A 24,342-nucleotide genomic window follows, 5' to 3' on the forward strand; every position below is an offset into this window, starting at 1 on the left:
GGCGTGGCCGGCACCCTGGCCAGCCACCACGGCGAGGGCTTCGGCCTGGAGGCGGGCAGCAAGCCCGAGCTGATGGCCGTGCTGGCGCTGTCGCGCCCGGGTGGGCTGATCGTCTGCAACGGCTACAAGGACCGCGAGTACATCCGCCTGGCCCTGATCGGCCGCAAGCTGGGCCTGCAGACCTTCATCGTCATCGAGAAGCCCTCCGAGCTGAAGCTGGTGCTGGAGGAGTCCAAGGCCCTGGACGTGAAGCCGGGCCTGGGCGTGCGCATGCGCCTGGCCTCGCTGGGCGCGGGCAAGTGGCAGAACAGCGGCGGCGACAAGGCCAAGTTCGGCCTGTCCCCGCGCCAGCTGCTGGACCTGTGGAAGTCGCTGCGCGATACCGAATACGCCGACTGCCTGAGCCTGCTGCACTTCCACATGGGCTCGCAGATCTCCAACGTGCGCGACATCGCCAACGGCATGCGCGAAGCCACCCGCTACTTCGTGGAACTCTCGCGCCTGGGTGCGAAGATCACCCACGTGGACGTGGGCGGCGGGCTGGGCGTGGATTACGAAGGCACGCGCTCGCGCAGCTTCTGCTCGATCAACTACGGGCTGAACTCCTACGCCAGCAACATCGTGCAGCCGCTGGCCAATGCCTGCGAAGAACACGGCCTGACCCCGCCGCGCATCGTGACCGAGTGCGGCCGCGCGATGACCGCCCACCACGCGGTGCTGATCGCCAACGTGTCCGAGGTGGAGGAGGCGCAGGAAGGCCGCGTGCCCGACGCGCACGACGACGAGCCGGCCGCGATCCGCCACCTGCGCGAGATCCACGCCGAGCTGGACGAGCGCCCGGCGGTGGAGCTGTTCCAGGAAGCGCAGCATTTCCATGCCGAAGGCCTGTCCAGCTACGCGCTGGGCCAGATCGACCTGCCGCAGCGGGCGCGCATCGACGACCTGTTCTATGCCATCGCCCATGCCGTGCGTGCGCGCCTGAGCTATGACGAAAAGAGCCACCGCCCGGCGCTGGATGAGTTGAACGAGCGGCTGGTGGACAAGTACTTCGTCAACTTCAGCGTGTTCGAATCGATCCCCGATGCGTGGGCGATCGACCAGGTGTTCCCGATCGTGCCGATCGAGCGCCTGAACGAAGCACCGCAGCGTCGCGGCATCATCGCCGACATGACCTGCGATTCGGACGGCATGGTCAAGACCTATGTCGAGAACGAGAGCCTGGACAGCTCGCTGCCGCTGCACGCGCTGAACCCGGGCGAGAGCTACCGCATCGCCTTCTTCATGGTGGGCGCCTACCAGGAAATCCTGGGCGACATCCACAACCTGTTCGGCGACACCGACGCGGTGGAAGTGCTGGCCGATGCCGATGGCTATGCCATCACCCAGCAGCGTCGCGGCGACACCACCGATGTGATGCTGGACTACGTGGGCTACAGCCTGGCCGAGCTGCGGGCCAGCTATGCCGAACGCGTGGCGGCCGCGCAGTTGTCGCCGGCGCGCGCGCAGGAACTGTCCGAGGCGCTGGAAGCGGGTCTCACCGGCTACACCTACCTGTCCGACGAACCGCTGGCGTGAGCCGGCGGCGCGGGGTGGTCGCCGCCAGGCCCCACCCCGTCACCCCGGGCGCCGGGCGATGCCGGGCGCACGTGAGGAGGCCACCCACCCGATGAGCGCACGCGCGATCTTCCATCTTGTGCTGCACGCCGCCGTGCCGGCGTTGCTGGCCTGGATGTTCTGGCGCAAGCGGTTCCTGTCGGCGTGGGCGCTGCTGTTGCTGGGCTGGATCATCGACCTGGACCACCTGCTGGCCGATCCGATCTACGTGCCCAACCGCTGCAGCATCGGCTTCCATCCGCTGCACACCGCCCCGGCGATCGCGGTCTATGCGGGGCTGTGCGTGCCCGCCAGGACCCGGTTGTTCGGCATCGGGCTGCTGATCCACATCGCGCTGGATGCCATCGATTGCTGGTGGATGCACGCCGGCAGGTAGATCCACGCCACGCGAGGATGATCTGATGCATCAGAGGGGCCGCACGTCACGGGTAGTGCCGGGGGGGGGGGGGGCGCCCCCCCCCCCCCCCCCCCCCCCCCCCCCCCCCCCCACCCCCCCCCACCCCCAACCCCCCCCCCCACGAGTTTGAAGGTAGGAATCCGCGGGCCCGCCCGCCAGGGGTCGTGCCGGCCGCGGGCGGGCCCCCGCCCCGGGCCCCCGCCGCCCAGCGCCCGGCACTACCAACGGCAAACGCAATGCCGCCAGCGACGGTGCGTTTACCCCGCCGGCAACGTCAGCGTCGCCTGCAATCCGGGTTCGGCATTGGCCAGTACCAGCGTGCCGCCGTAGCTCTCGGCGATGTCGGCCACGATGGCCAGGCCCAGGCCGCTGCCGGCCGCGCGCTGGTCCAGGCGCACGCCGCGCTCGAGCGCGCGCTGCAGGTCTGCCTCGGGCAGGCCGGGGCCGTCGTCGCGCACCTCGATCCGCAGCGTGCTGTCGATATGGCGTGCGCGGATCCAGACCCGATGCGCGGCCCATTTGCCGGCGTTGTCGAGCAGGTTGCCCAGCATTTCCTCCAGGTCTTCGCGCGCCCCGGCAAATAGCCCGGCGGCATGCGGGTCCTGTTCGAACACCAGCCCGCGCTCGGTGTGCACGCGCTGCATCAGCGCACACAACGCCTGCATCACCGGGGCGATCGGCGTGCGCTGCTGGCTGTCGGCACCCACGCCGGCGGCCAGGTAACGGTCGATGCTGGCCTGCATGCGCGCGGTCTCACTGTGCAGGGTCTGCCGCCAGTCGCTGCCATCGCTGCGCGCCTCGGTCACCAGCACGGTCAGCGGGGTCTTCAGCGCATGTGCCAGGTCTTCGGCGCTGCGTCGCGCGCGCAGCACCATCCGCTGGTGATGGTCGAGCAGGTCGTTGAGCTGGGCTGCCAGTGGCGCCACTTCCTTGACCAGGCCCTTCTGCGGGAAACGCACGTTCTCGCCATTGCGCACCTGGCCGGCGATGCGCACCAGTTCGGTCAACGGCCGCAGCCCGTAATGCACCTGGGTGACCAACACGCCGAACCAGAGCGCGATCAGCACCGCCAGCGCGATCGCGGTGCGCTGGCGGAAAGCGCCCACCTCGGCATCCAGGGCGCTGCGGTCGGTGGCCACCACCACGCGCAGGGGCGTGGAGACGCGCGGCAAGGTGACCTGCTGGGCCAGCGCCCGCAGCGGGGTCCGCAGCGGGCCAAGGGTGTCATAGCCCTGCGCCGGGCCGGTACGCAGCGCGGCCGGCGTGGCCAAGGTTTCATCCCACAGCGAGCGCGACTGCCCGAGCGGCTGGCCGTTGCCATCCTGCACCTGCCAGTAGGTGCCGGAGAACACGCGCTGGTAGCGCTCGTCGGACAGCTCGCGACGCAGTTGCAGGCGGCCCTGCGCATCGCTTTCGGCCAGTGCCAGCACCGCGATCAGTTCGTTGCCCAGGCGCGCGTCCATGGCCGTGCGCGCGGCGCGTTCGTACATCGCGCCCAGCCACCAGGTGGCCAGCGCCGACACCAGCACCAGGCCCACGCCACCGGCCAGCAGCAGGCGGGTGCGCAACGAACCGGTGTTCATGGCGTGGCCGACAGACGGAAGCCCTGTCCCCGGTGGGTGTGGATCAGCTCGCCGCCCAGCTTGCGGCGGATGCGCCCGATCAGCACGTCCAGCGTGTTGGAGTCCGGGTCGAAGCCGGCCTCGTAGACGTGTTCGCCCAGCCGCGCGCGGCTGATCACCACGTCGGGGTGGTGCATGAAATAGCTCAGGATGCGGTATTCCTGTGGGCTCAGGTGCAGCGGCTCGCCGTCCAGCTCGACGCGGCCGGCGTTGACGTCCAGCAGCAGCGGGCCGCATTGCAGCCGCGGGCTGGCGTGGCCGGCGCTGCGGCGGATCAGCGCGCGCAGGCGCAGCAGCAGTTCCTCCGGCTGGAAGGGCTTGGTGAGGTAGTCGTCGGCCCCGGCGTCGAAGCCGGCCAGCTTGTCGTGCCAACGCGCGCGCGCGGTCAGCACCAGCACCGGGAAGGTGCGCCCGGCCTGGCGCCAGCGCTCGATCACGCTCAGCCCGTCCAGCCCCGGCAGGCCCAGGTCGACCACGGCCGCGGCGATGTCCTCGATCTGGCCCAGTTCTTCGGCCTGGCGGCCCTCGGCGCTGTGCAGCACCAGGTAGCCGGCATCCTCCAGCATCTGCTGCAGGCGGCTGGCCAGCAGGGCGTCGTCCTCGGCAAGCAGCAGGCGCATCAGTCTTCTTCCATCTTCAACAACCGGCCGGTGGCCGCATCGTAATCGAACTCCATCACCACCCCGTTGGGGCCGAGGATCTCCACCTCGTACTCGCCATCGTCCAGCTCCACCTCCAGCAAGGTGCCGGGGTAGCGCCGCAGCGCGTCGGCCACCACCTGCTGCAGCGGCACCAGCCTGCCCTGGCGGACCGCCTGGCGCACGGCCTCCTGCTGGCCGCGATCGGCATCGTGCGCCTGCGGGGACACCGGCACGGCCAGCGCCAGCAACAGGGGCAGCATCAGGGTAGGGGCCATGGACATGGGCGTGGGCGCTCGAGGGGATGCCAACGGTATACGCCAGGTCCTTAAACGCTGTCTAACAACCGGCCTCATGGTCCGCTTAAGCGCGCTTGCCAGACTGGCTGGGCCGGGAACGACCGGCCTACCCTGGAGCCTGCTGATGAAAACCCTGATTCTTCCCCTTGCCCTCGCCACCTCGCTGCTGGCCGCCCCGGCCTTCGCCGCCCCGCTCGGCGCGGCCGAGGTGCAGGCCAAGCTGCGTGCCGCCGGGTACGCCCAGGTGCATGAACTGGAACGCGAGGACGGGCTGTGGGAGGCCGACGTGAGCCGCGCCGATGGCAGCTTCGAGGAGGTCTTCGTGGACCCGGCCACCGGCGAGATATTCGACCCGCGCAGCAACCGCGCGCTGCTCGACGCCGGGCAGATCCTGGCCCGCGCCGAGAAGGCCGGCTTCAGCCAGATCGAATCGTTCGAGCGCGACGGCGCCACCTGGAAGCTGGACGCGCGCAATGCCCGCAACCAGCGCGTGGAAGTGCGCATGAGCGGCCACGATGGCCGCGTGCTGTCGAGCAAGCGCGAGGGCTGGTGGGACTGAGTGCGGCATCGACCGCAGACGACAACGGCCGGAAGGACCGGCCGTTGCAGGGGCGCGCAGGGCGGCCGATTACCAGCCGGCCGGACCGTCCCAGTAACCCGGGCCACGCCCGTAATACCCACCATACCCCCCATACGGGCCATAGAAGCCAGGGCCCTTGCCCTCGCTGACCCGGATGTTGAGGTTCATGTTGTGGGTCTTGCCCTCATCGGTGGTGTAGTTCTTGTTGAGGTTGATCTCGGCGGCGTTGTAATGCGAGTTGCCGCCTTCCTTGGAGTAGCCGATGCCGGTGGTGAGGCTGCCGTTGACGCGCAGCTTGTCGTCGGTGACCTCGGCGATGCCGTTGGCCGCGCCCCGGTCGCTGAGGCGGCGGCCGCTCTTGTCGCCGTAGAAGGTGCCGGGCGGGTCGCCGCGCAGGGACGCGTCGCCGAGGTACTGCATCGGTGCCTGGGGCAGGGCCAGGTTGAGATCGGTGGCCGACTGCGGGCCGGTCGCGCCAGCCGCCGACTGGGCCAGGGCGACGCCGGGGGCAAGCAGGCACAGCAGCAGGGATAGCGAGCGGATCATGTGGGGCTCCGGAACGGGCAGGCGGCAGGCAGGCGGCCGACAGCGCTGACGCTATCACCGGCTGCTTGAACGATGCCTGTCATGGCACCGGTCCTGGGGGAACTTTACTCCAGGCGCTCGAACCCGAACAGCGCGGCCAGCGGATGGCGACGGCGCTCGATCCGCGCCCGCAACAGGCCCGCGCCGATCATCGAATAGGTGATGCCGTTGCCGCCGTACGCCATGGCGAACAACACCCGCGGCCCCCATTGCCGGTGGGGACCGAAGAAGGGCAGCCCGTCGGCGGTCTCGGCAAAGGTGCCGGCCCAGGAGAAGGCCGGCTGCAGGGGCAGGTGCGGGAACAGCTTGCCTACCTTCTTCAGCAGCCGCGACGCCTTGGCCTCCACGCGCCGGTCGCGCCGGGCCGGAACATCCACCGCATCGTCCTCGCCGCCGATCAGCAGGCGCTGGTCGCCGGTGCTGCGCATGTACAGGTAGGGCCGCGCGGACTCCCACACCATGGTCTGGGCCAACGGCCCCAGCAGGTCATCCGGGATCGGGTCGGTGATGAACGCGTAACTGCTGCGGTTGCGTGCCACCGACGAGGACAGCCACTGCTGGTTGGCGTAGCCGGCGGCCATCACCACATGGCCGCAGCGGATGCGCATGCCCTCGCCGGTGGTGGCGGTGACGCCGCGCGCGGTGGGCACCAACGTCGCCAGCGTGGTGCGGTCATGCACCTGGCAGCCGTTCTTCTGCAGCCGCGCCAGCAGCCGGTAGGTGAGGCAGTACGGGTCCACGCGCGCGGCCAGCCCACTGAGGATGGCGCCGGGCGCGTCCAGGCTGAATTCGTCATGCACCGCGTCGCGGTCCAGCCAGCGCACGTCGAAGCCATGCCGTTGGCGCAGCGCGAATTCCTCCTGCAGCACCGCGCGGTGCCGGCGTTTGCTGGCGTAGTACAGGCTGTGCATGGGATGGCAGTCCACGCCCTTGAGCCCGCGGGCCACCTCGCGCAGCGCCGGAATGGCGTCGGCGCAGGCCTGGTAGGCCTGCACGGCGGCGGCCTCACCGTACTGCCGGGCCAGGTCGATCAGGTGGGTGTCGATTTCGTACTGCAGCAGCGCGGTACTGGCGGCGGTGCTGCCCCAGCCGATGTCGCGTTGCTCGATCAAGGCCACATGGTGGCCATTGGCGCACAGTTCGTTGGCGATCAGCGCGCCGGTAATGCCGCCGCCCACCACCAGGACATCGCACTGCAGGTCCTCGCGCAGGGGCGGGAAGGCGTGCATCAGCCCGTTGCGCACCGCCCAGAACGGATAACCGCTTTTGAGGTCCATGCGCTCAGGCCGTGGGCCGGCCGGTATGCGGGGTGTGGATCAGGGCGGCAAGGTCGAAGCCCTGCTGGCGCGCCTGGGCCAGGTAGTGTTCCTGCACGGTGGCATCCAGCGTGGGGGCGCGCGCGAGCAGCCACAGGAACTTGCGGTCGGGGCTGCCGACCAGGGCCACGCTGTAGTCCGGTGCCACCTGGATGACCCAGTAGTCGCCCTTGGTGAAGGGGATCCAGCGCAACCCGCGCGGCAGGAAGCTCACCTCCAGGCGCGCGCTGTCGTTGTCCACCGCGCAGGCCTCCCCTTCGGCTTCCTCGATCTGCTCGCCCAGCCGGCAGCGGTTGAGCACGGCCACATGGCCGTTGTCCTTGAGGCTGTAATGGGCCGAGACATCGGTGCAGTCCTCCGGCTCGTGCTTCATCGGCAGGCGGGCGATTTCATACCAGGTGCCCAGGTAGCGCGGCAGCTTCAGATCGGGGACGGTCTTGAGGTCGGGGTGGGTGTTCATCGCAGGCGCACGGGGGAAGGGCGCTCCACCATGCCGCGCGCGCTGCCACGGGCGGGTGAAGTCGGGGCGAGGGCGGCGTCGAGAACGCAGCGTTGCCCCGCGGCGACGCCGGCCAGCGGGCGGCGGCGCTATGCTGGCCCCGGGCCGGTGTTGGGCCGGCGATCAACATGATGGGAGGTGCAGATGTACCAGGTGATCCTGCTCAAGAGCACGACCGACTTCGCGCGTGAGCGCTGGGACGCGGTGGACGAGGTGCTGGACTACGAGGGCGTGGCCTATTCGCTGCGCGCCGGCCCGCGCCAGCCGCTGCCCACCGACCACGCCTGGGACCCGGTGGCGGTGTATGCGCCGGAGGAGATCGGCGAAGAGGAATTCCAGGACTGGTATGCCCAGCTGCAACCCCAGGTGGAAGAGCTGCGCCTGAAGTACTGAGTCCGCCCGCACACCCGGTCTGAACAGGGCCGGGTTTATAGTTCGCGCAGGCGCGGTGGTCCGCGCGACTCCCGTGGTGTGCCGGCTTTGTCTTCCCGTCTTCCTGCCTCTTTCGCGCGGCCGCTGGCCGGGGTGTTGCTGTTGCTCTGGCTGGCGTTGGCGCCGCCGGCGATGGCCCAGGCCGATCCGGTCGAGGCGGACCCGATCGCGCAGCTGGCCCAGGCCGGCAAGGATCTCAAGCAGATCCAGGACTCGCTGGCGGACGCCGACACCCGCGACACCCTCAAGACCCTCTCCGACCGCGCGCTGGCGGTACAGCGCGACGCCGATGCCGCGCGCAACGCGCTGCAGCCGCAGCTGGAGCAGATGGACGCGCGCGTGGCGCAGCTGGGCGAGGTGGCCGAGGGCACCGTGGAGGCACGCGACATCGCCCTGCAGCGCAAGGCCCTGAACCAGGAACGCAGCGACATCGCCTCGGCGATCGCCCGGGCCAAGCTGCTGGCCGGCGATGCCAAGCAGCTGGGTGCGGACATCGAGAAGATGCGCGTCACCCAGTTCAGCGAGGAGCTGGCGCGCAAGGTCAATTCGCCGTTGTCGCCCTCGCTGTGGCGGCAGTTCGCCACCCACGTGCCGGCCGACCTGGGCCGGCTGGGCTCGCTGTACCGGCAGGGCGAAAGCACCGCGCGCAAGGCCATCGGCGAGCACGGCTGGACCGCGCCGCTGACCGGCCTGGCGCTGGCGTTGCTGATGTTCTTCCCGCTGCGCCTGTGGCTGCGCGCGGCCGGCCGCCGCTATGCCGCCTCCGAGCGCGCGCCGGACGGGCGCCTGCGCCGCTCCGGGCTGGCGGTATGGCTGCTGGCGGTGGGCACCCTGCTGCCCGGGTTCGCGGCGGTGGTGCTGGTGGCCGCGCTGGAAAGCATCGGCGCGATCCCGCCGCGGCTGGAGCAGCTGGCCCTGCATTTCCAGGTGGCCACGTTCGTGGCCGCCTTCATCACCGCGCTCAGCGCCTGCCTGCTGGTGCCCAAGCGGCCCTCCTGGCGCCTGCTGACGCTCGATGACAGCGCTGCCTGGCGGCTGCGCAAATACGCCTGGGGCGCGGCCGGGCTGACCTTCCTGGGCATCCTGCTGGTGGAGGTCAACCGCGCCTCGCGCACCAGCCAGATCACCACCGTGGCCGTGGACGGGCTGATCGCGATCACTTACATGGCGCTGATCATCGCCATCCTGGTCTCGCTGGCGCGCCTGCACCGCCGCCAGGCCGACGAGGCCGCCGCCAAGCTGGAGGCCCAGGCCGATTCGGGGGCCAAGCCCAAGGCACCGGCGCGGCGCAGCGGCTGGATCGTGCTGGCGCGCCTGGCCGGCCACGTGGTGGTGGCCGCGGCGGTAATCGCCACGCTGCTGGGCTACCTCAATTTCGCCCTGTTCGTGGCCCAGCAGCTGGTGTGGGGCGCGGTGGTGCTGCTGGCCGCCTCGCTGCTGCTGAAGTTCGCCGATGACCTGGCCACCTGGCTGCTGTCGCCGACCAGTCGCGCCGGCCGCAGCATCGTGCTGACCACCGGGCTCACCGAGTCGCGCGTGGAGCAGGCCGGGGTGCTGCTGTCGGCGCTGCTGCGCGTGGGCGTGATCGTGCTGGCCGTGCTGGCGCTCACCGCGCCGTTCGGCAACCTCAATGCGTTCTACGGCGGGCTGGACACGCTCTCCAACGGGCTGACCATCGGCAAGACCACGCTCAAGCCGAGCAGCGTGTTGTACGCGGTGCTGGCCTTCCTGGTGGTGTGGGCGGTGATGCAGGCCTTCCAGAACTGGCTGACCAACACCTACCTGCCCAAGACCGAACTGGATGCCGGCGCGCGCAACTCGATCAGCACCGTCACCCGCTACCTGGGCATCATCGCCGCGGTGCTGTGGGGCCTGACCGCGCTGGGGATCGGCTTCGAGCGCCTGGCCCTGCTGGTCAGCGCGCTGTCGGTGGGCATCGGTTTCGGCCTGCAGGCGATCACCCAGAATTTCGTGTCCGGCCTGATCCTGCTGGCCGAGCGGCCGGTGAAGATCGGCGACTGGGTCAAGCTGGGCGACCAGGAGGGCGACATCAAGCGGATCAGCGTGCGCTCCACCGAGATCCAGGTGGGCGACAAATCCACGTTGATCGTGCCCAACTCCGAGCTGATCACCAAGACCATCCGCAACATGACGATGGGCAATGCGCAGGGGCGCATCCAGATCCAGTTCGCGGTGCCGCTCAGCACCGACGTGGCCGCGGTGCGGCAGATCCTGCTGGACTGCTACAGCGAACATGTAGGCGTGCTCGCCGACCCGGCGCCGTCGGTGTTCATCGATTCGATCGCCAACGGGCAGGTGGCGATCAACAGCTTTGGCTACGTGTCCGGCCCGCGCGCGGTGTATGGCGTGCGCAGCGACCTGTATTTCGCGATGCTGCAGAAGTTCGCCGCCGCCGGCATCGCCTTGTCCTCGCCGACCGACATCCACCTGGTCCGCGATCCGACCGCGCCGCCCGAGGACCGGTAAAGTTCCACTGTTGGTCGCCACGGGGGGCGGTCGATGCGGCGATGTGCCGACCGTATCGGCCGGCAGCCGCCGGGCCGCTTACCCGCGGTTGCCGCGGCGCGAGGGCACCAGTGCGAAGTTGTCCACGGCCAGTTTCTCGGCGTGGTTCAACCACGCGCGGATTTCCAGGTCGTCCACTTCGTGGTCCAGCCCGAACGGCACGCTGATGCGGCCGTCGGCATCGGGCTGCACCCACTGCTGGGCGACCACGACCTTGCGCTGGGACGACACCGCCTCGATCCAGAAGCCACGGTCCGGCGACTGCTTGGCCACGAACTGCAGCATGTACTGGCCGGCGCGGGTGCGGCGGCCCTTCTGGGTGATCATGTGGGCCTGGCGGATGCTCGGGCGCGGGCCGCTGAACGGCTCCAGCGGGCCGTCCACGGCAAAGCCGCCGCGCAGGGCGTCATCGCGGTACAGCTTGATGCCCTTGTCGCGGTTGACCAGCATCGCGCACCAGTCCCCGTCGGCCGAGCCATCCTCGAAGGCGGTGCAGCGGTCCACGTAGGCCAGCGTGTTGGCCGGGTCGGCCAGATCGAACTGCTTGGAGGTGTTTTCCAGGTACACCGACTTCAGGTCGAACTGCTTGTCGTACTCCAGCAGCACCGGCGGCTGTACGTGCTGCAGGCCGATCACCACCTGGTTGTCTTCGTCGATGCGCAGCTGGCGGGTCTTGTCGCCCAGCCACAGCGAACGCGAGAAGGCCAGGTAGCGCGGGTAGTCCTTGCCGTTGTCGCGCAGCGCTGCCGCACTGGCACTGTCGCTGCGCCTGGGGTCCAGCAGCGAGCGGCCAAAGCCGATGGCGTTGATGTCCGGCTGGATCAGACTGAGCAGGGTCGCACCCGAATCGAGGGTGGAACCGGCCGTGCTGGCCAGCTGGCGCGGCGCGATGTCCTTGCCCAGGAACAGCAGCAGGTTCTCGCGCTTCTGCTTGGCCAGGATGTGGCTGAGGTCGTTGGGCATGGCCAGGTGATCGGAGGCGATCACGATCAGGGTGTCATCGCCGTAGGGGCTGGCCTGGATGCGATCCACCAGCTTGGAGATCAGCCCGTCGGTGCACTTGAGCGCGTTGAGCATGCCGATGTTGCCGTACTCGCTCTTGTAGCGGGTGCGCTTGCACGCCGAGGGCAGGTGGCCGGCCGGGTGGTGGGTGTCCATGGTGAGCGTGGTCAGCATGAAGGGCTGGCCAGCCTTGGACAGCTGCTCGAAACGATCGTAGGCCTTGTCCAGCAGCACGTCGTCATGCACGCCCCACGGCGAGAAATGCGCGCGGCCTACCTTCTGCTGCTTGAACCAGGCCACGTCGTCGACGGCATCAAAGCCGTGCGTGGCCAGGAACTGGCCCTTGCCGGCGAACTGCCCGTTGGCCCCGCCCAGGTAATGGTTGGTGTAGCCCTGCTGCTTGAGGTAGTCGCCCAGGCACACCGCCTCGGGAAGGAAGCTGCCCATCCGGCCCATGCTGTTCTCATCTTCCTTGGCGGTGGTCAGCGGCACGCCGCACATGGAGGACACCAGCCCGGCGATGGTCCAGCCGCCGCCCTCGGCCGAGACCAGCCCGCGCACGTCCAGCGCCTGGCCGGCGAGGCGGTTGATGTTGGGCATCAGGTCGGGGAAAACCGCTTCATCCAGGTAGGTGCGCTCCAGGCTTTCGCCGTAGATCCACACGATGTTGCGCGGCTTGGCCAGCGCCTGCTGCGGCACCCGGTATTCCGGGGCAATGACGGTGTAATCCACCGGGCGCGTCTGCTGGTACAAGCGCTGCCCGTCGCTGTACAGCGGGCTGACCAGCACCGCCACCAGCCACGCCGCCATGAACCCGCCGAACACCGCCTTGCCGTGTTCGAGGCGGCGCCAGCGCTGCACGCGCGCCAGGGCGACCGGCAGCAGCAGCGAGACCAGCAGCAGGGCCACGTAGGCGGCGATGTAGCCCTTGAAGTCGGCGATGCCCGCGCCTTCCATGTCCGCGCCCAGGTGGTACAGCGTGGCCGCATTGAGCCCATCGCCGGACAACTTGTTGATCAACCACCACGAACTCAGCAGCACCAGCAGCAGCGACATCAGTCCGGCCTTCCAGCCGACCCACGTGCGCGAGGCAAGCAGCAACCAGGTGAGGAGCAACAGGGACAGCAGCAGGATCCAGGGCATCGGCGGTATCGGTAGCGGAGACAGTGGGTGATGGACGCCATGTCGACGTAAATCCCATCCGACCGGCTGTCCAACCACACCTGCATGACAAGCCGATGACTCGATCATGCATGCACGAACCTGACTGAAATGTTTGTTCTCAACCACGCGCGACGCGCTACAACGCCTCGCGTTTCAAGGTGTAAAACGAGCGTGAAGACGCATGCGCGATCTTGCGTCGCAACACGTGTGTTCGATGTGTGGGGTGAATGCGCGCGCGGTGTCAGCGGTGCCCGCGTTCTTCCTTCGAGCGTGCACGTCGATCGAAGATCAGCGCGCTGAGCACGATGCCCAGGCCGAGCACCACGCCGATGAACATCAGCATGAAAGCGATGGCCGGATAGCCGAACAGGTGCCAGCCGGTCTCCACCTTCATCATCAATGCCGCCGCCAGGATGAGCGCGGCGGTGACGATGCCGGCCGACACGCGGTTGGCGATCTTCTGCAGGTTCTCCATCAGGCGCGATTCTTCCAGCCCGGTCACTTTCATCTGCAGGCGGTTCTCGGCCAGCAGCGCGAGGATGTCCGACATCTTGCGCGGGCCCTCGCGCAGCAGCTGCTGCATCTCCATCGCCTCGCTGGCCAGGTTGGCCGCCGACAGCGATTTCTTCAGGCGCGCGCGCATCACGTGCTGCAGCTGTTTCTCCACGATGCGGCGGGTATCCAGGTCCGGCGACAGCAGCCGGCACACGGTCTCCAGGTTGAGCAGCGCCTTGCCCAGCAGGCTCAGTTCGGGCGGGGTGCGCAGCCCGCTGGCGGTGGCGATGCGGACCAGGTCCAGCACCACCCGGCCTTCGGAGAAACTGCTGTTGGCCGCGTAGCGGGCGATCACCTGGCCGGTCTCGCGCAGGTAGCGCTCCTCATCGAAGGCTTCCAGCCGCGTGCTGATGCCGATGATCTCGTCGGCCACTTCCTCGCCGCGGCCATCGACGGCGGCGAACAGCAGCTTGAGCAGGCGCTCGCGCAGCCGCGGCGGCATGTGTGCCACCATGCCCAGGTCGAAGATCGCCAGCCGCCCTTCGGGGGTCACGCGCAGGTTGCCCGGATGCGGGTCGGCATGGATCTCGCCATGCACGAAAATCTGGTCCACATACCCGCGGATCAGCGCGGCGGCCAGCGGCGCCATCGGCTGTTCGGTGCGGCGCACGTCGGGGATCATGTCCACGCGCACGCCGTGGGCCATCTCCATGGTCAACACGCGGTGGCTGCAGTAGTCCCAGATCGGTTGCGGCACCCACAGCGGCTTGAACGGCTTGAGGTGCTGGCCGAAGCGCTGCAGGTTCTCCGCTTCGGCCTGGTAATCCAGCTCCTGCATCAGGGTCTTGGCGAACTCGTTGAGCCAGTCGCGCAGGCGCACGCGGCGGCCCACCTGGGTGAGGTGGTCGGCGGCCAGCGCGAAGCTGCGCAGCACTTCCAGGTCCGAGCGCAGCTGCGCGGCCACTTCCGGCTTCTGCACCTTCACCGCCACGTCGCGGCCGTCGTGCAGCTGCGCACGGTGCACCTGGGCGATCGAGGCGCAGCCCAGCGGCACCGGGTCGAAGCTGGCAAACAGCTTGGACACCGAGGCGCCCAGCTCCTGCTCGATGATGGCGTAGATGCGCTCCACCGGGATCGGCGCCACCTGCTCCTGCATCCGCTCCAGTGCCGTGGCGAACTCCACCGGCACCATGTCCGGGCGGGTGGAGAGCATCTGGCCGAGCTTGACGAAGGTGGGCCCGAGCGATTCCAGGTCGGTGACGAACTGCTCCGGATTTCCTTCCGGCGGCAGCTCGTGGATCGCGCGCGCGTCCAGGTTCATGCCCGAGAACACTCCGGAATTGCGGTAGCGCAGCAGCAGGCGCAGGATCTGGCTGCGCCGGTTCATGCCCTTGACCAGGGACGGCGAGCCGGCGGCGAGGGGCGTGGTATTCAAGCAGGGCTCCAGCACGAGGGTCACCGGCAGTGTGGCCGGACCCCGGTGGTGGGGCGGTGAATCCGCTGCCAACTACCGCCAACGGGCCCGGATCGGGCAGAATCCACGCTTTCCGCTCGTTCTATTGGATTGCCATGGCCGGTGCCAGCCTGTTTGCGTTGCTCGATGATATTGCCTCGCTGCTGGACGACGTGTCGGTGCTGACCAAGGTGGCGGCCAAGAAGACCGCCGGCGTGCTCGGCGACGACCTGGCCCTGAACGCGCAACAGGTCACTGGCGTGGATGCCAACCGCGAACTGCCGGTGGTGTGGGCGGTGGCCAAGGGCTCGCTGGTCAACAAGGCAATCCTGGTGCCGGCGGCGCTGGCCATCAGCGCGCTGGAGGCGTGGCTGCGCGACAAGGGCTACCCGGTGCCGATCGTGGTGCCGCTGATGATGATCGGCGGCGCGTTCCTGTGCTTTGAAGGCGTGGAGAAGCTGGCCCACCGCTTCCTGCATTCCAAGGACGAGGACGCCCAGCACAAGGCCGAGCGCGCCAAGGCGCTGGCCGATGAGAAGGTGGACATGGTGGCGTGGGAAAAGGACAAGGTGAAGGGCGCGATCCGCACCGACTTCATCCTCTCGGCCGAGATCATCGTGCTCTCCCTGGGCGTGGTGGCGGCCGAGCCGTTCATCAACCAGGTCAGCGCGCTGGTGGTGATCGCGCTGGCCATGACCGTGTTCGTCTATGGCCTGGTGGCCGGCATCGTCAAGCTGGACGACCTGGGCCTGTACCTGTCGCGCAAGGGCGCGGCGCTGGCCGCCTTCGGCCGCGGCCTGCTGGTGGCCGCACCGTGGCTGATGAAGTTCCTGTCGGTGGCCGGCACCGCGGCGATGTTCCTGGTCGGCGGCGGCATCCTGGTGCACAACGTGCCGGCGCTGCACCACCTGGTGCTGTCGCTGGGCGGGGAAGGCCGCTGGGGCTGGCTGGTGAACGCGCTGGGCAACATGGTGGTCGGCGTGATCGCCGGCGCGATCGTGCTGGCGGCGGTGACCGGCATCCAGAAGCTGCGCGGCAGGAAGCCCGCGCACTGAGCGGAGTGTCACCACCCACGGTGGTGACCTACCGGGGCGCGTCTGTGCTCCATGCGCGGACGGCGTCCAGTTCGGCGCGGGCGCGCGCCAGGCGCCGCCCGGCCAGGCTGTCGATCACCCGCTGCAGCCGGGGCGAGTGCGGGTCGCGCCGCTGCCAACGCCGCGCCAGCACCAGCAGGGCGGTCATCAGGGCCACCCCGGCCACCAGTGAGATCCACAGCACGCCGGCGGTGTACGCGCCCAGGTCCACGCGCCACAGTTGCCAGGCCGCCAGCACCGGGACCGCCAGCCAGAGCCAGCACCAGGGCAGCCCGAGCAGCAGTTCGCCGATCGCGGTCCGGGTGCGCAGCGCGGCCAGCTGCCGCGACTGCTGCAGCACCGGCTGGTCCGGCTGCAGCTGCCGGCGCAGGTGCAGGCGTGCCACGCTGGCGATGATCACCGCCACGCAGTACGCATGCAGCGCGATGGCCGCCAGCATCACCGCCAGCGGTGGGCGTGGCCACCACACGCTGCCGCAGTAGATGGCCAGGCCCAGCCAGAACAGCAGCTGCATCACCTGCACCGCGCTGAAGGCCGACAGCTGGCGCTGGGTGGCCTGCTGATGATGGCGCCGCCAGGCATCCATCGCCGCGGTTTCCTCGGCATCGCCGCGCCGGTCGTGCTGCTGCCACAGTTGCTTGAGGGGATCCTCGTGCATGGTCATGTCCTCAGGGCATGGGGTCGAAGCGCGCGCGCAGCTGCTGGCGCAGGCGGTGCAGGCGGGTGGAGACGTTGGCGCTGCTGATCCCCAGCACCTCGGCGATCTGCCGGTGGTCGTAGTCGTCCAGGTGCAGCAGCATCAGCGCCCGGTCCAGTGCCGGCAGGGCGTGGATCGCGGCCTCCAGCTGGCGCAGGGCATGCTGCTGCTCGCCCGGGGTGGCCGCCTCGTCGGCAGGCAGGGGCGCCTCGTCCAGCGGGGCATGGTGGCGCTGGCGCAGCTGCTGGCGGCGGAGCTGGGAAATGGCCACGTTCAGCGCCACCCGGTACAGCCAGGTGGAGAAACGCGCGCGCGCCGGATCGAAGCCCTCGAACGCGTCCCAGGCCTGCACGCTGATCTCCTGGATGAGGTCGAGCCGGTCTTCCTGGTGGGCGCAGTAGCCGTGCGCGATCTTCAGCACGATGCCACGGTGCTGCGCCAGCAGGCTGGCAAAGCGGGCGCGTGGGTCGGCGGCGGTCGTTGTCATGGGCATACCAGGATGATTCGCACCGGCGCGGCCGATATCACAGCGCGTCGGCGATCATGCCGGCGCGTCGGCGGCCTGCACGCGGTTCTTGCCCACCCGCTTGGCCGCATACAGGGCCGCATCGGCGCGGCGCAGCAGCGCGTCGGCGCTCTCGCCAGGCAGCCATCGCGCCACGCCGGCGCTGAAGTGCACCGGCACGCGCTGTCCGTCCAGCGGCAGGGGGCGCTGGGCCAGCGAGCGCTGCAGCCGCAGCAGGGTGGACATGCTGTCCGCGCCCGGGGTTTCGGGCAGCAGCAGCACGAACTCGTCGCCGCCGAGGCGGGCGATCGCATCGGTGCTGCGCAGGTGCAGCTGGCAGACCGCGACCAGGTGGCGCAGCACCGCATCGCCGCCGGCATGGCCGTGGGCGCTGTTGGTCTGGTGGAAGTCGTCCAGGTCGATCAGCGCCAGCGCCAGCGGGTGGCCGTGGCGCTCGGCCCGGGCCAGCTCGCGTTCGATCAGTTCGTCAAAGCCGCGGCGGTTGAGCGCGCCGGTCAGCGGGTCGGTACGGACCAGCCCGCTGACATCGCGCAGTTCCTGCTCCAGCTCGGCGATCCGCGCTTCGGCCTGTTCCACGTCGCGGCGTGCGTTGCCCAGGTGGTCGCGCGCCTGCAGGGCCTGGGCCTGCACGCGGCCGGTGTCCTGCAGTACGTCCTGCAGCAGCTGGTTGAGGTCGGCGATGCTGCGCGCTTCCTTCAGTGCCAGCGCGTAGCTGCTGATCCGGTCGTGGTACTCCCCGGTGCTGACCGCCATGCCCTCCAGGCTGTCGATGAAGCCGCCCATCAGGTGCTTCATCGCCGCCTTGGACTCGCTGATGCCCTGCTTGAGCAGGCCCTGCTTGTAGATCACCTCGCGCAGGTTGACCCGCGCCTGCTCCACCGACTCCCGGTCCAGCGGCCCGGCGATCAGCGCCCGCACCGCATGCACCTGGCCGTGCAGCCAGCTGCTGTCGTCGAGCAGCTCGCCGATGTTGTCCAGCAGCAGGTCGAACAGGCTGAGCAGCAGCTCCTGCTGCTCCTGCCAGCCGTCGCTGCGCACGCCCACCTGGTGGGCCAGTTCACGCAGCCGCAGTTCCAGCGGCTGCAGCGGCTGGCCGGGGTGCCAGTGGCGCAGTTCGTCGGCGATCTGGACCGGCTCGTCCTTCAGCTCCGGCATGTTCTGCAGCAGGCTGGCCACGGTCACCGACAGGGTGTGCCGCAGCAGTTCGCGCAGGCGCACGCTGTCCGGCTGCCCGTCCGGGCTGTCCTGCTCGATGGTGCGGATGTACTTGTCGATCAGCTGCCGCATGGCCCGGCCGTAGCTGACCCAGTCGGCGCTGCGCTGGGAGGACTGCAGGCGCTGGCCCATGTCGCCCAGTTCGCCGGGCAGGGTGGACATGCCGTTGGCGAAGGCGGCCAGCAGCGGTTCGGGGCTGTCGATGCCGGCAAACAGGCGTTGCAGCATCGCACTGCTGCCGCCCTTGGGGCCGGCGGCGGCCACGCTGGCGCTGTCGACCACCAGGGTCTGGGCCTGGCGTCGCGACAACAGCCGGCCCACGGCCGTGCCGGGACTGGGGGGAGCGTCGTGCGGATCGGTCATGCGGCAGGTCCTTGGCGGATGACCGGCGTCGGTCGCCGGGGCGGTGGGGAGGTTGGAACAGTATCGGCGCCGCGCAGGCCGGCTTGAACGCCTGCCCGTCCCCGGCGGTATGCCACGATGGTAGGCAATGGACGGGCAGGAGCGTGCGATGAAGGTGATGCTGGTGGGGTCGACCGGGCTGGTCGGCGGGCAGGTGCTGCGCGCGCTGCTGGATGACGCGCGCTGCGAGGCGGTGGTCGCCCCGACCCGGCGCCCGCTGGGGATGGCCGATCCGGCCCTGCTCAACCCGGTGGTGGACTTCGCCGCCCTGCCGCGGGACGCCGACTGGTGGGCCGTGGACGCGGTGGTCTGTGCGCTGGGCACCACCCTCAAGCAGGCCGGCAGCCGCGACGCCTTCGCCCGGGTCGACCACGACTACCCGCTGCAGGTGGCCGCCCGGGCCCGGGCCGCCGGCGCCCACGCCTTCGTGCTGAACTCGGCAATGGGCGCCAACGCGCAGTCACCGATCTTCTACAACCAGGTAAAGGGCCGGCTGGAGCAGGACCTGCGCGCCCTGGATTATCCGTCCCTCACCCTGGTGCGGCCCGGCCTGATCGGCGGCCAGCGCGCCGAGCGGCGCACCGGCGAACACCTCGCCAGCTTGGTACTGGGCGCCCTGGGCCCGGTGCTGCCGCGTGCCTGGCGGATCAACCCGGCCCACAACATCGCCGGGGCCATGGTGGAGGCGGCGCTGGCGCCGAATCCGGGGGTGCAGGTCATCGGTTCCAGTGCGCTGGCCGGAGAGTAGGCGGGTGCACCTACTCGGCGGGCCGAACGTCGGGTGGTCTCTCTCCGGAAAACGTCTTGTAGAGGGCTAGCGCACGTTCGTCAGCCACGACACGTTCAATGCCGGTCAGATCCCTGCTCGACAATGCCGACGCAGCCTTGCCATCTCCCAGAATGTAGGCGAGCCGCAAGTACGCATAGCTGTTGATGCGATCGGGGCTGGGGCCTTCGAGATACGCCTCGGAAATGCCGTGGTAGGCGAAAATCGAGCCGGACTCAGCAGCGTGGCGGAGTATCGTAAGGCCTGACAACATGTCAGATTCAGTAGCGACTTTCTTGCCATAGAAGACTTCCGCAGCACGGTTGCCGGACTCTGCCTCGATCTTCAGTTGCCCAGCGCTCAACAACGCCAGGCGGTCGTGCTCCTCCTCCGTTGGATAGCCGTTGGCAATAAGCCACCGGGCTTCCTGGATGCTGCGCGCCTGCAGCGGTCCGGTGACACGACAACGACCAGGTTCGCAGAGGTAGCGTCTTTCCGCGTGAGCTGCGATCGGAGCGGATTGAGTCGCCGTTGGCGTCGCCAAATGTGCACCCTTGTCGGCCAACTGCGCAGAGCCATCATCAACGACGACAGGTTGCGCCTCTCGGCCGCATGAGGTGAACATGATTGCCGCCAGGGCCGCATACAAGAGCGATGCAGTGGACTTGAGCATTACGGCACCCCGCACTGGTTCTGATTGACCGCTCTCCACCATAGAGAGCAGGTCGCGTCTTCAGTCGTGGTCCGCCACTTGGCGCCTATGGAATTGCTTACGTCCTCGGAGTCCAGGATGGCAGGTGCTACTTGCATGTTCGACGGGGCCGCATTTGGCAATCAGCGCAGGATTGTCCAAGCTCCAGAACACGTCGGGTGTGAGGTCCGTAGCGGTATCAAGAGCATTCATTCACCACCGTATCCTGGACGAGCGTTCTTCCCGCGTGGATGCGCGACTTGGATCGGCAGAATCGATGGGGAAGAGACGCTGCAGTCGGGTTTCCCCGGGGCGCGTAAACAACAACGGCCACCTTGCGGTGGCCGTTGTTCTTCTTTGTGTTGCCTGCCGACCAACGGTCGGCAGCTACCCGTCGAGGCCGATCAGCTGGCCAGCGCCAGGTCATCCAGCATCGCGCGCAGGAAGCGCGCCGCTTCACCACCGGTGGCCGCGCGGTGGTCGAAGGTGACCGACAGCGGGATCACCTTGTGCGCTTCCACGCCGCCCATCACCGGCGTCATCTGGTGGCGGGCACGGCCGGCGCCGACGATGGCCACGCACGGCGGCACCACGACCGGGGTCGCGTAGCGGCCGGCGAACATGCCGAAGTTGGACAGCGAGATGGTGTAGCCACTCAGCTCGGAGGCGGCGATCGAGCGCGATTCCACCTGCTCGCGCAGGCGGTTCACGCCCTCGCGGATGCCGCGTGCATCGAGCATGTCGGCATTGCGCAGGGCGGGCACGAACAGGCCGTCGTCGGTGTCCACCGCGATGCCGATGTCCACCTGGTTGTGCAGCGTGCGGGTCAGCGCATCGCCGTCGAACCAGGCGTTCAGCGCCGGCACCTTCTGGCAGGCGACCACGATCGAGCGCACCAGGCGCGCGGTGACGTCGTTGCCCGGGACCCAGGCGTGGATGTCGGCGTCGTCGTTCAGCGTGGTCGGCACGACCTTGCTGTGCGCGTCGGCCATCACCCGGGCCATGTTGCGGCGCACGCCCTTGAGCGGTTCCGGCTGGCCCTTGGCGACCACGCCCGGCGGCTGGGTACGCATTGGGCGACCGGCGGCCGACAGCGGCGTACGCGACTCGGCGGCGCGTGCCACCGATGCCGGTGCCGCCGCAGCGGGGGCGGCCACGGCGGCCTGCGCCGGTGCCGCACCGACCTTGGCGCTGCCATCGGCGGCGGCCTGCTTGACGTCGGCCATGGTCACCGCGCCATCGGTGCCGGTGGCCCGCACGCGGGTGAGGTCCACGCCCAGCTTGCGCGCGGTGGCGCGCACGGCCGGCACGGCCTTGACCCCGCCCACCGCGACGGCCTGTTCGGCGTGCACGGCATTGGAGCTCTGCATCGCACCGACCACGGTGCCGGCGTCATCGCGCTCGGCACCCGGCTTGGCGATCTCGCCGCCTTCGTCGGAGGCCACCACCTTGTCCGGTTGCGCGGCAGCGGTCTGGCCGGTGCTGGGCGTCGGCGACGGGGCGGCGTGGCCATGGCTGTGGCCGGTGTCCTGGCCATCGGCGCGCTGCGGCAGGTTCGGGTCCAGCGCAAACTGCGCCAGCACGCTGCCGGTGGGGATGATGTCGCCCTCGCCACCGGCCAGGCTCAGCACCGTGCCCGAGAACGGGGAGGGCACTTCGACCACGGCCTTGGCGGTCTCCATGGAGACCAGCGGCTCGTCCAGCTTGATCACATCGCCAACCTTGACGAACCACTCCACGATCGTGGCGTCCGGCAGGCCTTCGCCGAGGTCGGGCAGGTGGAAATTCTTGTTCTCACTCATGTGCAGTTCTCTTCCAGCAGTTCGAGATCGCGGGCCGGCAGCCAGCCCGTCGCGCCGTTCGCGCGCTCGGACCACCACCAACCCCCATGTTCATGATGCAGTTTGACCAGTTCACCGCTGTCCACGTCCAGTTCGCGGGCGTCGTAGTCGCGCAGGGCCTCTGCGCGACCATCGTCCAGCAACTGCAACCACGCCACCGGTGCCCAGCCGGCACGCCCGTCATCGGTGCGTACCCAGGCAAACGCCGGCCATTCCTCGTCACGAACACCCAGTTCGACGATCTGGCCGGTGCGGAACCGGAGCGGGTTGGGATACTGGCTGCGGTACGGGCCTAGGAGGCGGGCCCGCACGTCAGCCTGCCGCAATGGCGCGTTTGGCCGCGCTCACGATCCGGTCCACGCTGGGCAGGTACTTCATTTCCAGGCGGAACAGCGGAATGTGGGTGTCATAGCCGGTCACGCGCTCGACCGGGGCCAGCAGGTCGTACAGCGATTCCTCGGCCAGGCGCGCGGCGATTTCCGCACCGAAACCCGCGGTCTTCGGCGCTTCCTGCACGATCACGCAGCGGCCGGTCTTGGCCACCGACTCGGCGATGGTGGCAAAGTCCAGCGGGCGCAGCGTGGCCACGTCGATGACTTCGGCGCTGATGCCTTCGCCGGCCAGCTTGTCGGCCGCTTCCAGCGCTTCCTTCACCTGCGCGCCCCAGGTCACCAGGGTCACGTCGGTGCCGTCGCGCAGCACGAAGCAGACATCCAGCGGCAAGGCCTCGCCGTCGTTGACCACCACTTCCTTGTACTGGCGGTAGATGCGCTTGGGCTCCATGTAGATCACCGGATCCGGCTCGCGGATGGCCGCCAGCAGCAGGCCATAGGCGCGCTGCGGCGAGGACGGCAGCACCACGCGCAGGCCCGGCACGTTGGTGAAGATCGCCTCGTTGGCTTCGCTGTGGTGTTCCGGCGCACGGATGCCACCGCCCCACGGCACGCGCAGCACCATCGGGCAGTGCAGGCGGCCACGGGTGCGGTAACGCAGGCGCGCGGCGTGGCAGATGATGTGGTCCACCATCGGGTACATGAAGCCGTCGAACTGGGCTTCGGCCACCGGCTTCATGCCCTGTGCGGCAAGGCCGATGGTCAAGCCGGCGATGGTGGTTTCATCCAGCGGGGTGTCCAGGATGCGGTCGGCGCCGAAGCGCTGCTGCAGGCCGGCGGTGGCGCGGAACACGCCGCCGTTGACGCCCACGTCCTCGCCCAGCACCAGCACCGACTTGTCGTGTTCCAGTTCCCAGGCCAAGGCCTGGGTGATGGCTTCGATGAGGGTGATCGGGGTGGTGGTCATGCTCTGTTCTCCGCGCGCGACGGCGGCGCTGTCGGCGGCGTTGGTGTGCGCGCCGGGCGCGCCGTTCTTGATCTCATCCATGGCGCTGCTCCAGCGCGATGGCCTGGGCACGCTGGGCCAGCAGGTCCTGCGGCGGGTCGGCGTAGAGGAAGTCGAACATCGCCTCGACCGGCTGCACGGGGGTGTTGAGGTAGAGGTTCACTTCCTCGTCCACGCGCTTGCCGCACTCGGCGGTCCAGGCTGCTTCCTCTTCCTCGCTCCACACCCCGGCGTTGGTGAGGTACTTGCGCAGGCGCAGCATCGGCTCGCGCTGCCAGGCATCCTTCACTTCGGCGTCGTCGCGGTAGCGGCGCGCGTCATCGGCGGTGGTGTGGTCGGACAGGCGGTAGGTCATCAGTTCCAGCACGGTGCCACCGTCGCCGGCCAACGCGCGTTCGCGGGCCTGCAGCATGGCGGCCATCACCGCGATCAGGTCGTTGCCGTCCACCTGCAGGCAATGCAGGCCACCGGCCAGGCCCTTCTGGGCCAGCGTCTCGGCACCGGTCTGGGCCGAGCGGGGCACCGAGATGGCCCAGCCGTTGTTGACGATGCACAGGATCAGCGGGAGCTTGTAGGCACCGGCGGAGTTGAGCGCGGCGTAGAAGTCGGTCTTGGAGCTGCCGCCGTCGCCGCACACCGCCACCGCGATCTGCTTTTCGTGGTTGAGCTTGAACTTCAGCGCCGCGCCGGCCGCGTGCAGGCACTGGGTGGAAATCGGCACGCAGAACGGGAAGTCCTTGGCCGCGTTGCCACCGTAGTCGTTGCCACGCTCGTCGCCGCCCCAGTACATCAGCACGTCGTGCGGGCGCACGCCGCGCATGAACATGGCGCCATACTCGCGGTAGGACGGCGCGAACACGTCGTCCTTCTGCATGGACGCGCCAATGCCCACGTGCGCCGCTTCGTGGCCCAGGCAGGCCGCGTAGGTACCCAGCTTGCCGGTGCGCTGCAGCGCGATCGACTTGCCGTCGAACACGCGCACGAACAGCATCTGCTTGAACATCGGCAGCAGCGCGCGTGGATCGCGCAGGGCCTCGGGCAGGTCATCGCGGACGAGCGTGCCGTCCGTGTCCAGGTACTGCAGGTATTCGATCTTGAACTCAGCGGCAACCGTCATTGCGTACTGCACCTTCGACAGGAAGTTACAAAT

23 protein-coding genes are annotated in these 24,342 nt (G+C 69.1%); 7 read left to right on the forward strand and 16 right to left on the reverse strand.

What is annotated here, in order from left to right:
• Both speA and RSA25_RS07695 read left to right on the forward strand, forming a co-directional pair.
• The coding region (gene speA, locus RSA25_RS07690) for an arginine decarboxylase (RefSeq protein ID WP_332808303.1) at positions 1-1,575 on the forward strand (1,575 nt) is incomplete at its 5' end.
• A gap of 91 nt (positions 1,576-1,666) precedes the next feature.
• Positions 1,667-1,990, forward strand: coding sequence for a DUF6122 family protein (locus RSA25_RS07695; protein WP_332808342.1), 324 nt, complete (start codon positions 1,667-1,669; stop codon positions 1,988-1,990).
• Between the two features lie 278 nt (positions 1,991-2,268).
• Here RSA25_RS07695 and RSA25_RS07700 read toward each other — a convergent pair whose 3' ends face one another.
• Genes RSA25_RS07700 through RSA25_RS07710 form a run of 3 tightly spaced genes read right to left on the reverse strand, consistent with a single transcriptional unit; the run spans position 2,269 to position 4,549 of the window.
• Positions 2,269-3,594: a HAMP domain-containing sensor histidine kinase gene (locus RSA25_RS07700; protein WP_332808304.1), complete on the reverse strand. Its 1,326-nt coding sequence runs from the start codon at positions 3,592-3,594 to the stop codon at positions 2,269-2,271.
• The gene (locus tag RSA25_RS07705) at positions 3,591-4,253 is read right to left on the reverse strand and encodes a response regulator transcription factor (RefSeq protein WP_332808305.1); all 663 of its coding nucleotides are present in this window, start codon (positions 4,251-4,253) and stop codon (positions 3,591-3,593) included. The genes RSA25_RS07700 and RSA25_RS07705 overlap by 4 nt, the downstream gene beginning before the upstream one ends.
• Positions 4,253-4,549, reverse strand: a complete 297-nt coding sequence (locus RSA25_RS07710; RefSeq protein ID WP_332808343.1) for a PepSY domain-containing protein — start codon at positions 4,547-4,549, stop codon at positions 4,253-4,255. The genes RSA25_RS07705 and RSA25_RS07710 overlap by 1 nt, the downstream gene beginning before the upstream one ends.
• A gap of 145 nt (positions 4,550-4,694) precedes the next feature.
• Here RSA25_RS07710 and RSA25_RS07715 point away from each other — a divergent pair, with 145 nt between their 5' ends.
• Complete coding sequence (locus tag RSA25_RS07715) at positions 4,695-5,129, forward strand: PepSY domain-containing protein (protein WP_332808306.1); 435 nt, start codon at positions 4,695-4,697, stop codon at positions 5,127-5,129.
• Between the two features lie 69 nt (positions 5,130-5,198).
• Here the strand turns inward: RSA25_RS07715 and RSA25_RS07720 are convergent, their stop codons facing one another.
• From RSA25_RS07720 to RSA25_RS07730, 3 genes are all read right to left on the reverse strand, one after another.
• Entirely contained in the window at positions 5,199-5,696 is a 498-nt protein-coding gene (locus RSA25_RS07720) for a hypothetical protein (protein WP_332808307.1), read from the reverse strand.
• A 104-nt stretch (positions 5,697-5,800) separates the two neighbouring features.
• Positions 5,801-7,012, reverse strand: a complete 1,212-nt coding sequence (locus RSA25_RS07725) for an FAD-dependent oxidoreductase (protein ID WP_332808308.1) — start codon at positions 7,010-7,012, stop codon at positions 5,801-5,803.
• A gap of 4 nt (positions 7,013-7,016) precedes the next feature.
• The gene (locus RSA25_RS07730; protein ID WP_332808309.1) at positions 7,017-7,511 is read right to left on the reverse strand and encodes a lipocalin family protein; all 495 of its coding nucleotides are present in this window, start codon (positions 7,509-7,511) and stop codon (positions 7,017-7,019) included.
• A 183-nt stretch (positions 7,512-7,694) separates the two neighbouring features.
• Between RSA25_RS07730 and RSA25_RS07735 the strand changes: the two genes are divergently transcribed.
• Both RSA25_RS07735 and RSA25_RS07740 read left to right on the forward strand, forming a co-directional pair.
• Positions 7,695-7,943, forward strand: coding sequence for a hypothetical protein (locus RSA25_RS07735; protein WP_332808310.1), 249 nt, complete (start codon positions 7,695-7,697; stop codon positions 7,941-7,943).
• Between the two features lie 87 nt (positions 7,944-8,030).
• Positions 8,031-10,469, forward strand: coding sequence for a DUF3772 domain-containing protein (locus RSA25_RS07740; protein ID WP_332808311.1), 2,439 nt, complete (start codon positions 8,031-8,033; stop codon positions 10,467-10,469).
• A gap of 78 nt (positions 10,470-10,547) precedes the next feature.
• Here RSA25_RS07740 and RSA25_RS07745 read toward each other — a convergent pair whose 3' ends face one another.
• Both RSA25_RS07745 and RSA25_RS07750 read right to left on the reverse strand, forming a co-directional pair.
• The gene (locus RSA25_RS07745; RefSeq protein ID WP_332808312.1) at positions 10,548-12,653 is read right to left on the reverse strand and encodes a phosphoglycerol transferase I; all 2,106 of its coding nucleotides are present in this window, start codon (positions 12,651-12,653) and stop codon (positions 10,548-10,550) included.
• 262 nt (positions 12,654-12,915) lie between these two features.
• The gene (locus RSA25_RS07750) at positions 12,916-14,628 is read right to left on the reverse strand and encodes an AarF/UbiB family protein (RefSeq protein WP_332808313.1); all 1,713 of its coding nucleotides are present in this window, start codon (positions 14,626-14,628) and stop codon (positions 12,916-12,918) included.
• Positions 14,629-14,738: 110 nt separating this feature from the next.
• Here RSA25_RS07750 and RSA25_RS07755 point away from each other — a divergent pair, with 110 nt between their 5' ends.
• The gene (locus RSA25_RS07755) at positions 14,739-15,677 is read left to right on the forward strand and encodes a DUF808 domain-containing protein (RefSeq protein ID WP_332808314.1); all 939 of its coding nucleotides are present in this window, start codon (positions 14,739-14,741) and stop codon (positions 15,675-15,677) included.
• Between the two features lie 28 nt (positions 15,678-15,705).
• On the opposite strand, the gene RSA25_RS07760 is transcribed toward RSA25_RS07755, so the two are convergent.
• From RSA25_RS07760 to RSA25_RS07770, 3 genes are read right to left on the reverse strand one after another with little or no spacing between them, the layout of a single operon-like run.
• Positions 15,706-16,374, reverse strand: a complete 669-nt coding sequence (locus RSA25_RS07760) for a hypothetical protein (protein ID WP_332808315.1) — start codon at positions 16,372-16,374, stop codon at positions 15,706-15,708.
• A gap of 10 nt (positions 16,375-16,384) precedes the next feature.
• Positions 16,385-16,900, reverse strand: coding sequence for a sigma-70 family RNA polymerase sigma factor (locus tag RSA25_RS07765; protein WP_332808316.1), 516 nt, complete (start codon positions 16,898-16,900; stop codon positions 16,385-16,387).
• A gap of 54 nt (positions 16,901-16,954) precedes the next feature.
• Positions 16,955-18,517 carry a GGDEF domain-containing protein gene (locus RSA25_RS07770; RefSeq protein WP_332808317.1) on the reverse strand — a complete coding sequence of 521 codons (1,563 nt, stop codon included), beginning with the start codon at positions 18,515-18,517 and terminating at the stop codon, positions 16,955-16,957.
• Between the two features lie 148 nt (positions 18,518-18,665).
• Here RSA25_RS07770 and RSA25_RS07775 point away from each other — a divergent pair, with 148 nt between their 5' ends.
• Complete coding sequence (locus RSA25_RS07775; RefSeq protein ID WP_332808318.1) at positions 18,666-19,304, forward strand: NAD-dependent dehydratase; 639 nt, start codon at positions 18,666-18,668, stop codon at positions 19,302-19,304.
• A gap of 10 nt (positions 19,305-19,314) precedes the next feature.
• Here the strand turns inward: RSA25_RS07775 and RSA25_RS07780 are convergent, their stop codons facing one another.
• From RSA25_RS07780 to pdhA, 5 genes are all read right to left on the reverse strand, one after another.
• Positions 19,315-19,995, reverse strand: a complete 681-nt coding sequence (locus RSA25_RS07780; protein ID WP_332808319.1) for a hypothetical protein — start codon at positions 19,993-19,995, stop codon at positions 19,315-19,317.
• Positions 19,996-20,417: 422 nt separating this feature from the next.
• Positions 20,418-21,815 carry a dihydrolipoamide acetyltransferase family protein gene (locus tag RSA25_RS07785; protein WP_332808320.1) on the reverse strand — a complete coding sequence of 466 codons (1,398 nt, stop codon included), beginning with the start codon at positions 21,813-21,815 and terminating at the stop codon, positions 20,418-20,420.
• A complete protein-coding gene (locus RSA25_RS07790; RefSeq protein WP_259208857.1) occupies positions 21,812-22,165 on the reverse strand; it encodes an SH3 domain-containing protein in 354 nt (117 codons plus the stop codon). Before RSA25_RS07790 ends, RSA25_RS07785 begins: the two co-directional genes overlap by 4 nt.
• Before the next feature lies 1 nt (position 22,166).
• Positions 22,167-23,234: an alpha-ketoacid dehydrogenase subunit beta gene (locus tag RSA25_RS07795; protein ID WP_332808321.1), complete on the reverse strand. Its 1,068-nt coding sequence runs from the start codon at positions 23,232-23,234 to the stop codon at positions 22,167-22,169.
• Positions 23,227-24,309 (reverse strand): pyruvate dehydrogenase (acetyl-transferring) E1 component subunit alpha, encoded by a 1,083-nt coding sequence (pdhA, locus tag RSA25_RS07800; protein WP_332808322.1) that lies wholly within the window; start codon positions 24,307-24,309, stop codon positions 23,227-23,229. The genes RSA25_RS07795 and pdhA overlap by 8 nt, the downstream gene beginning before the upstream one ends.
• Between the last annotated feature and the right edge of the window lie 33 nt (positions 24,310-24,342).

Source organism: Stenotrophomonas sp., assembly GCF_036662295.1.
In the GTDB taxonomy this organism is placed as follows: domain Bacteria; phylum Pseudomonadota; class Gammaproteobacteria; order Xanthomonadales; family Xanthomonadaceae; genus Stenotrophomonas.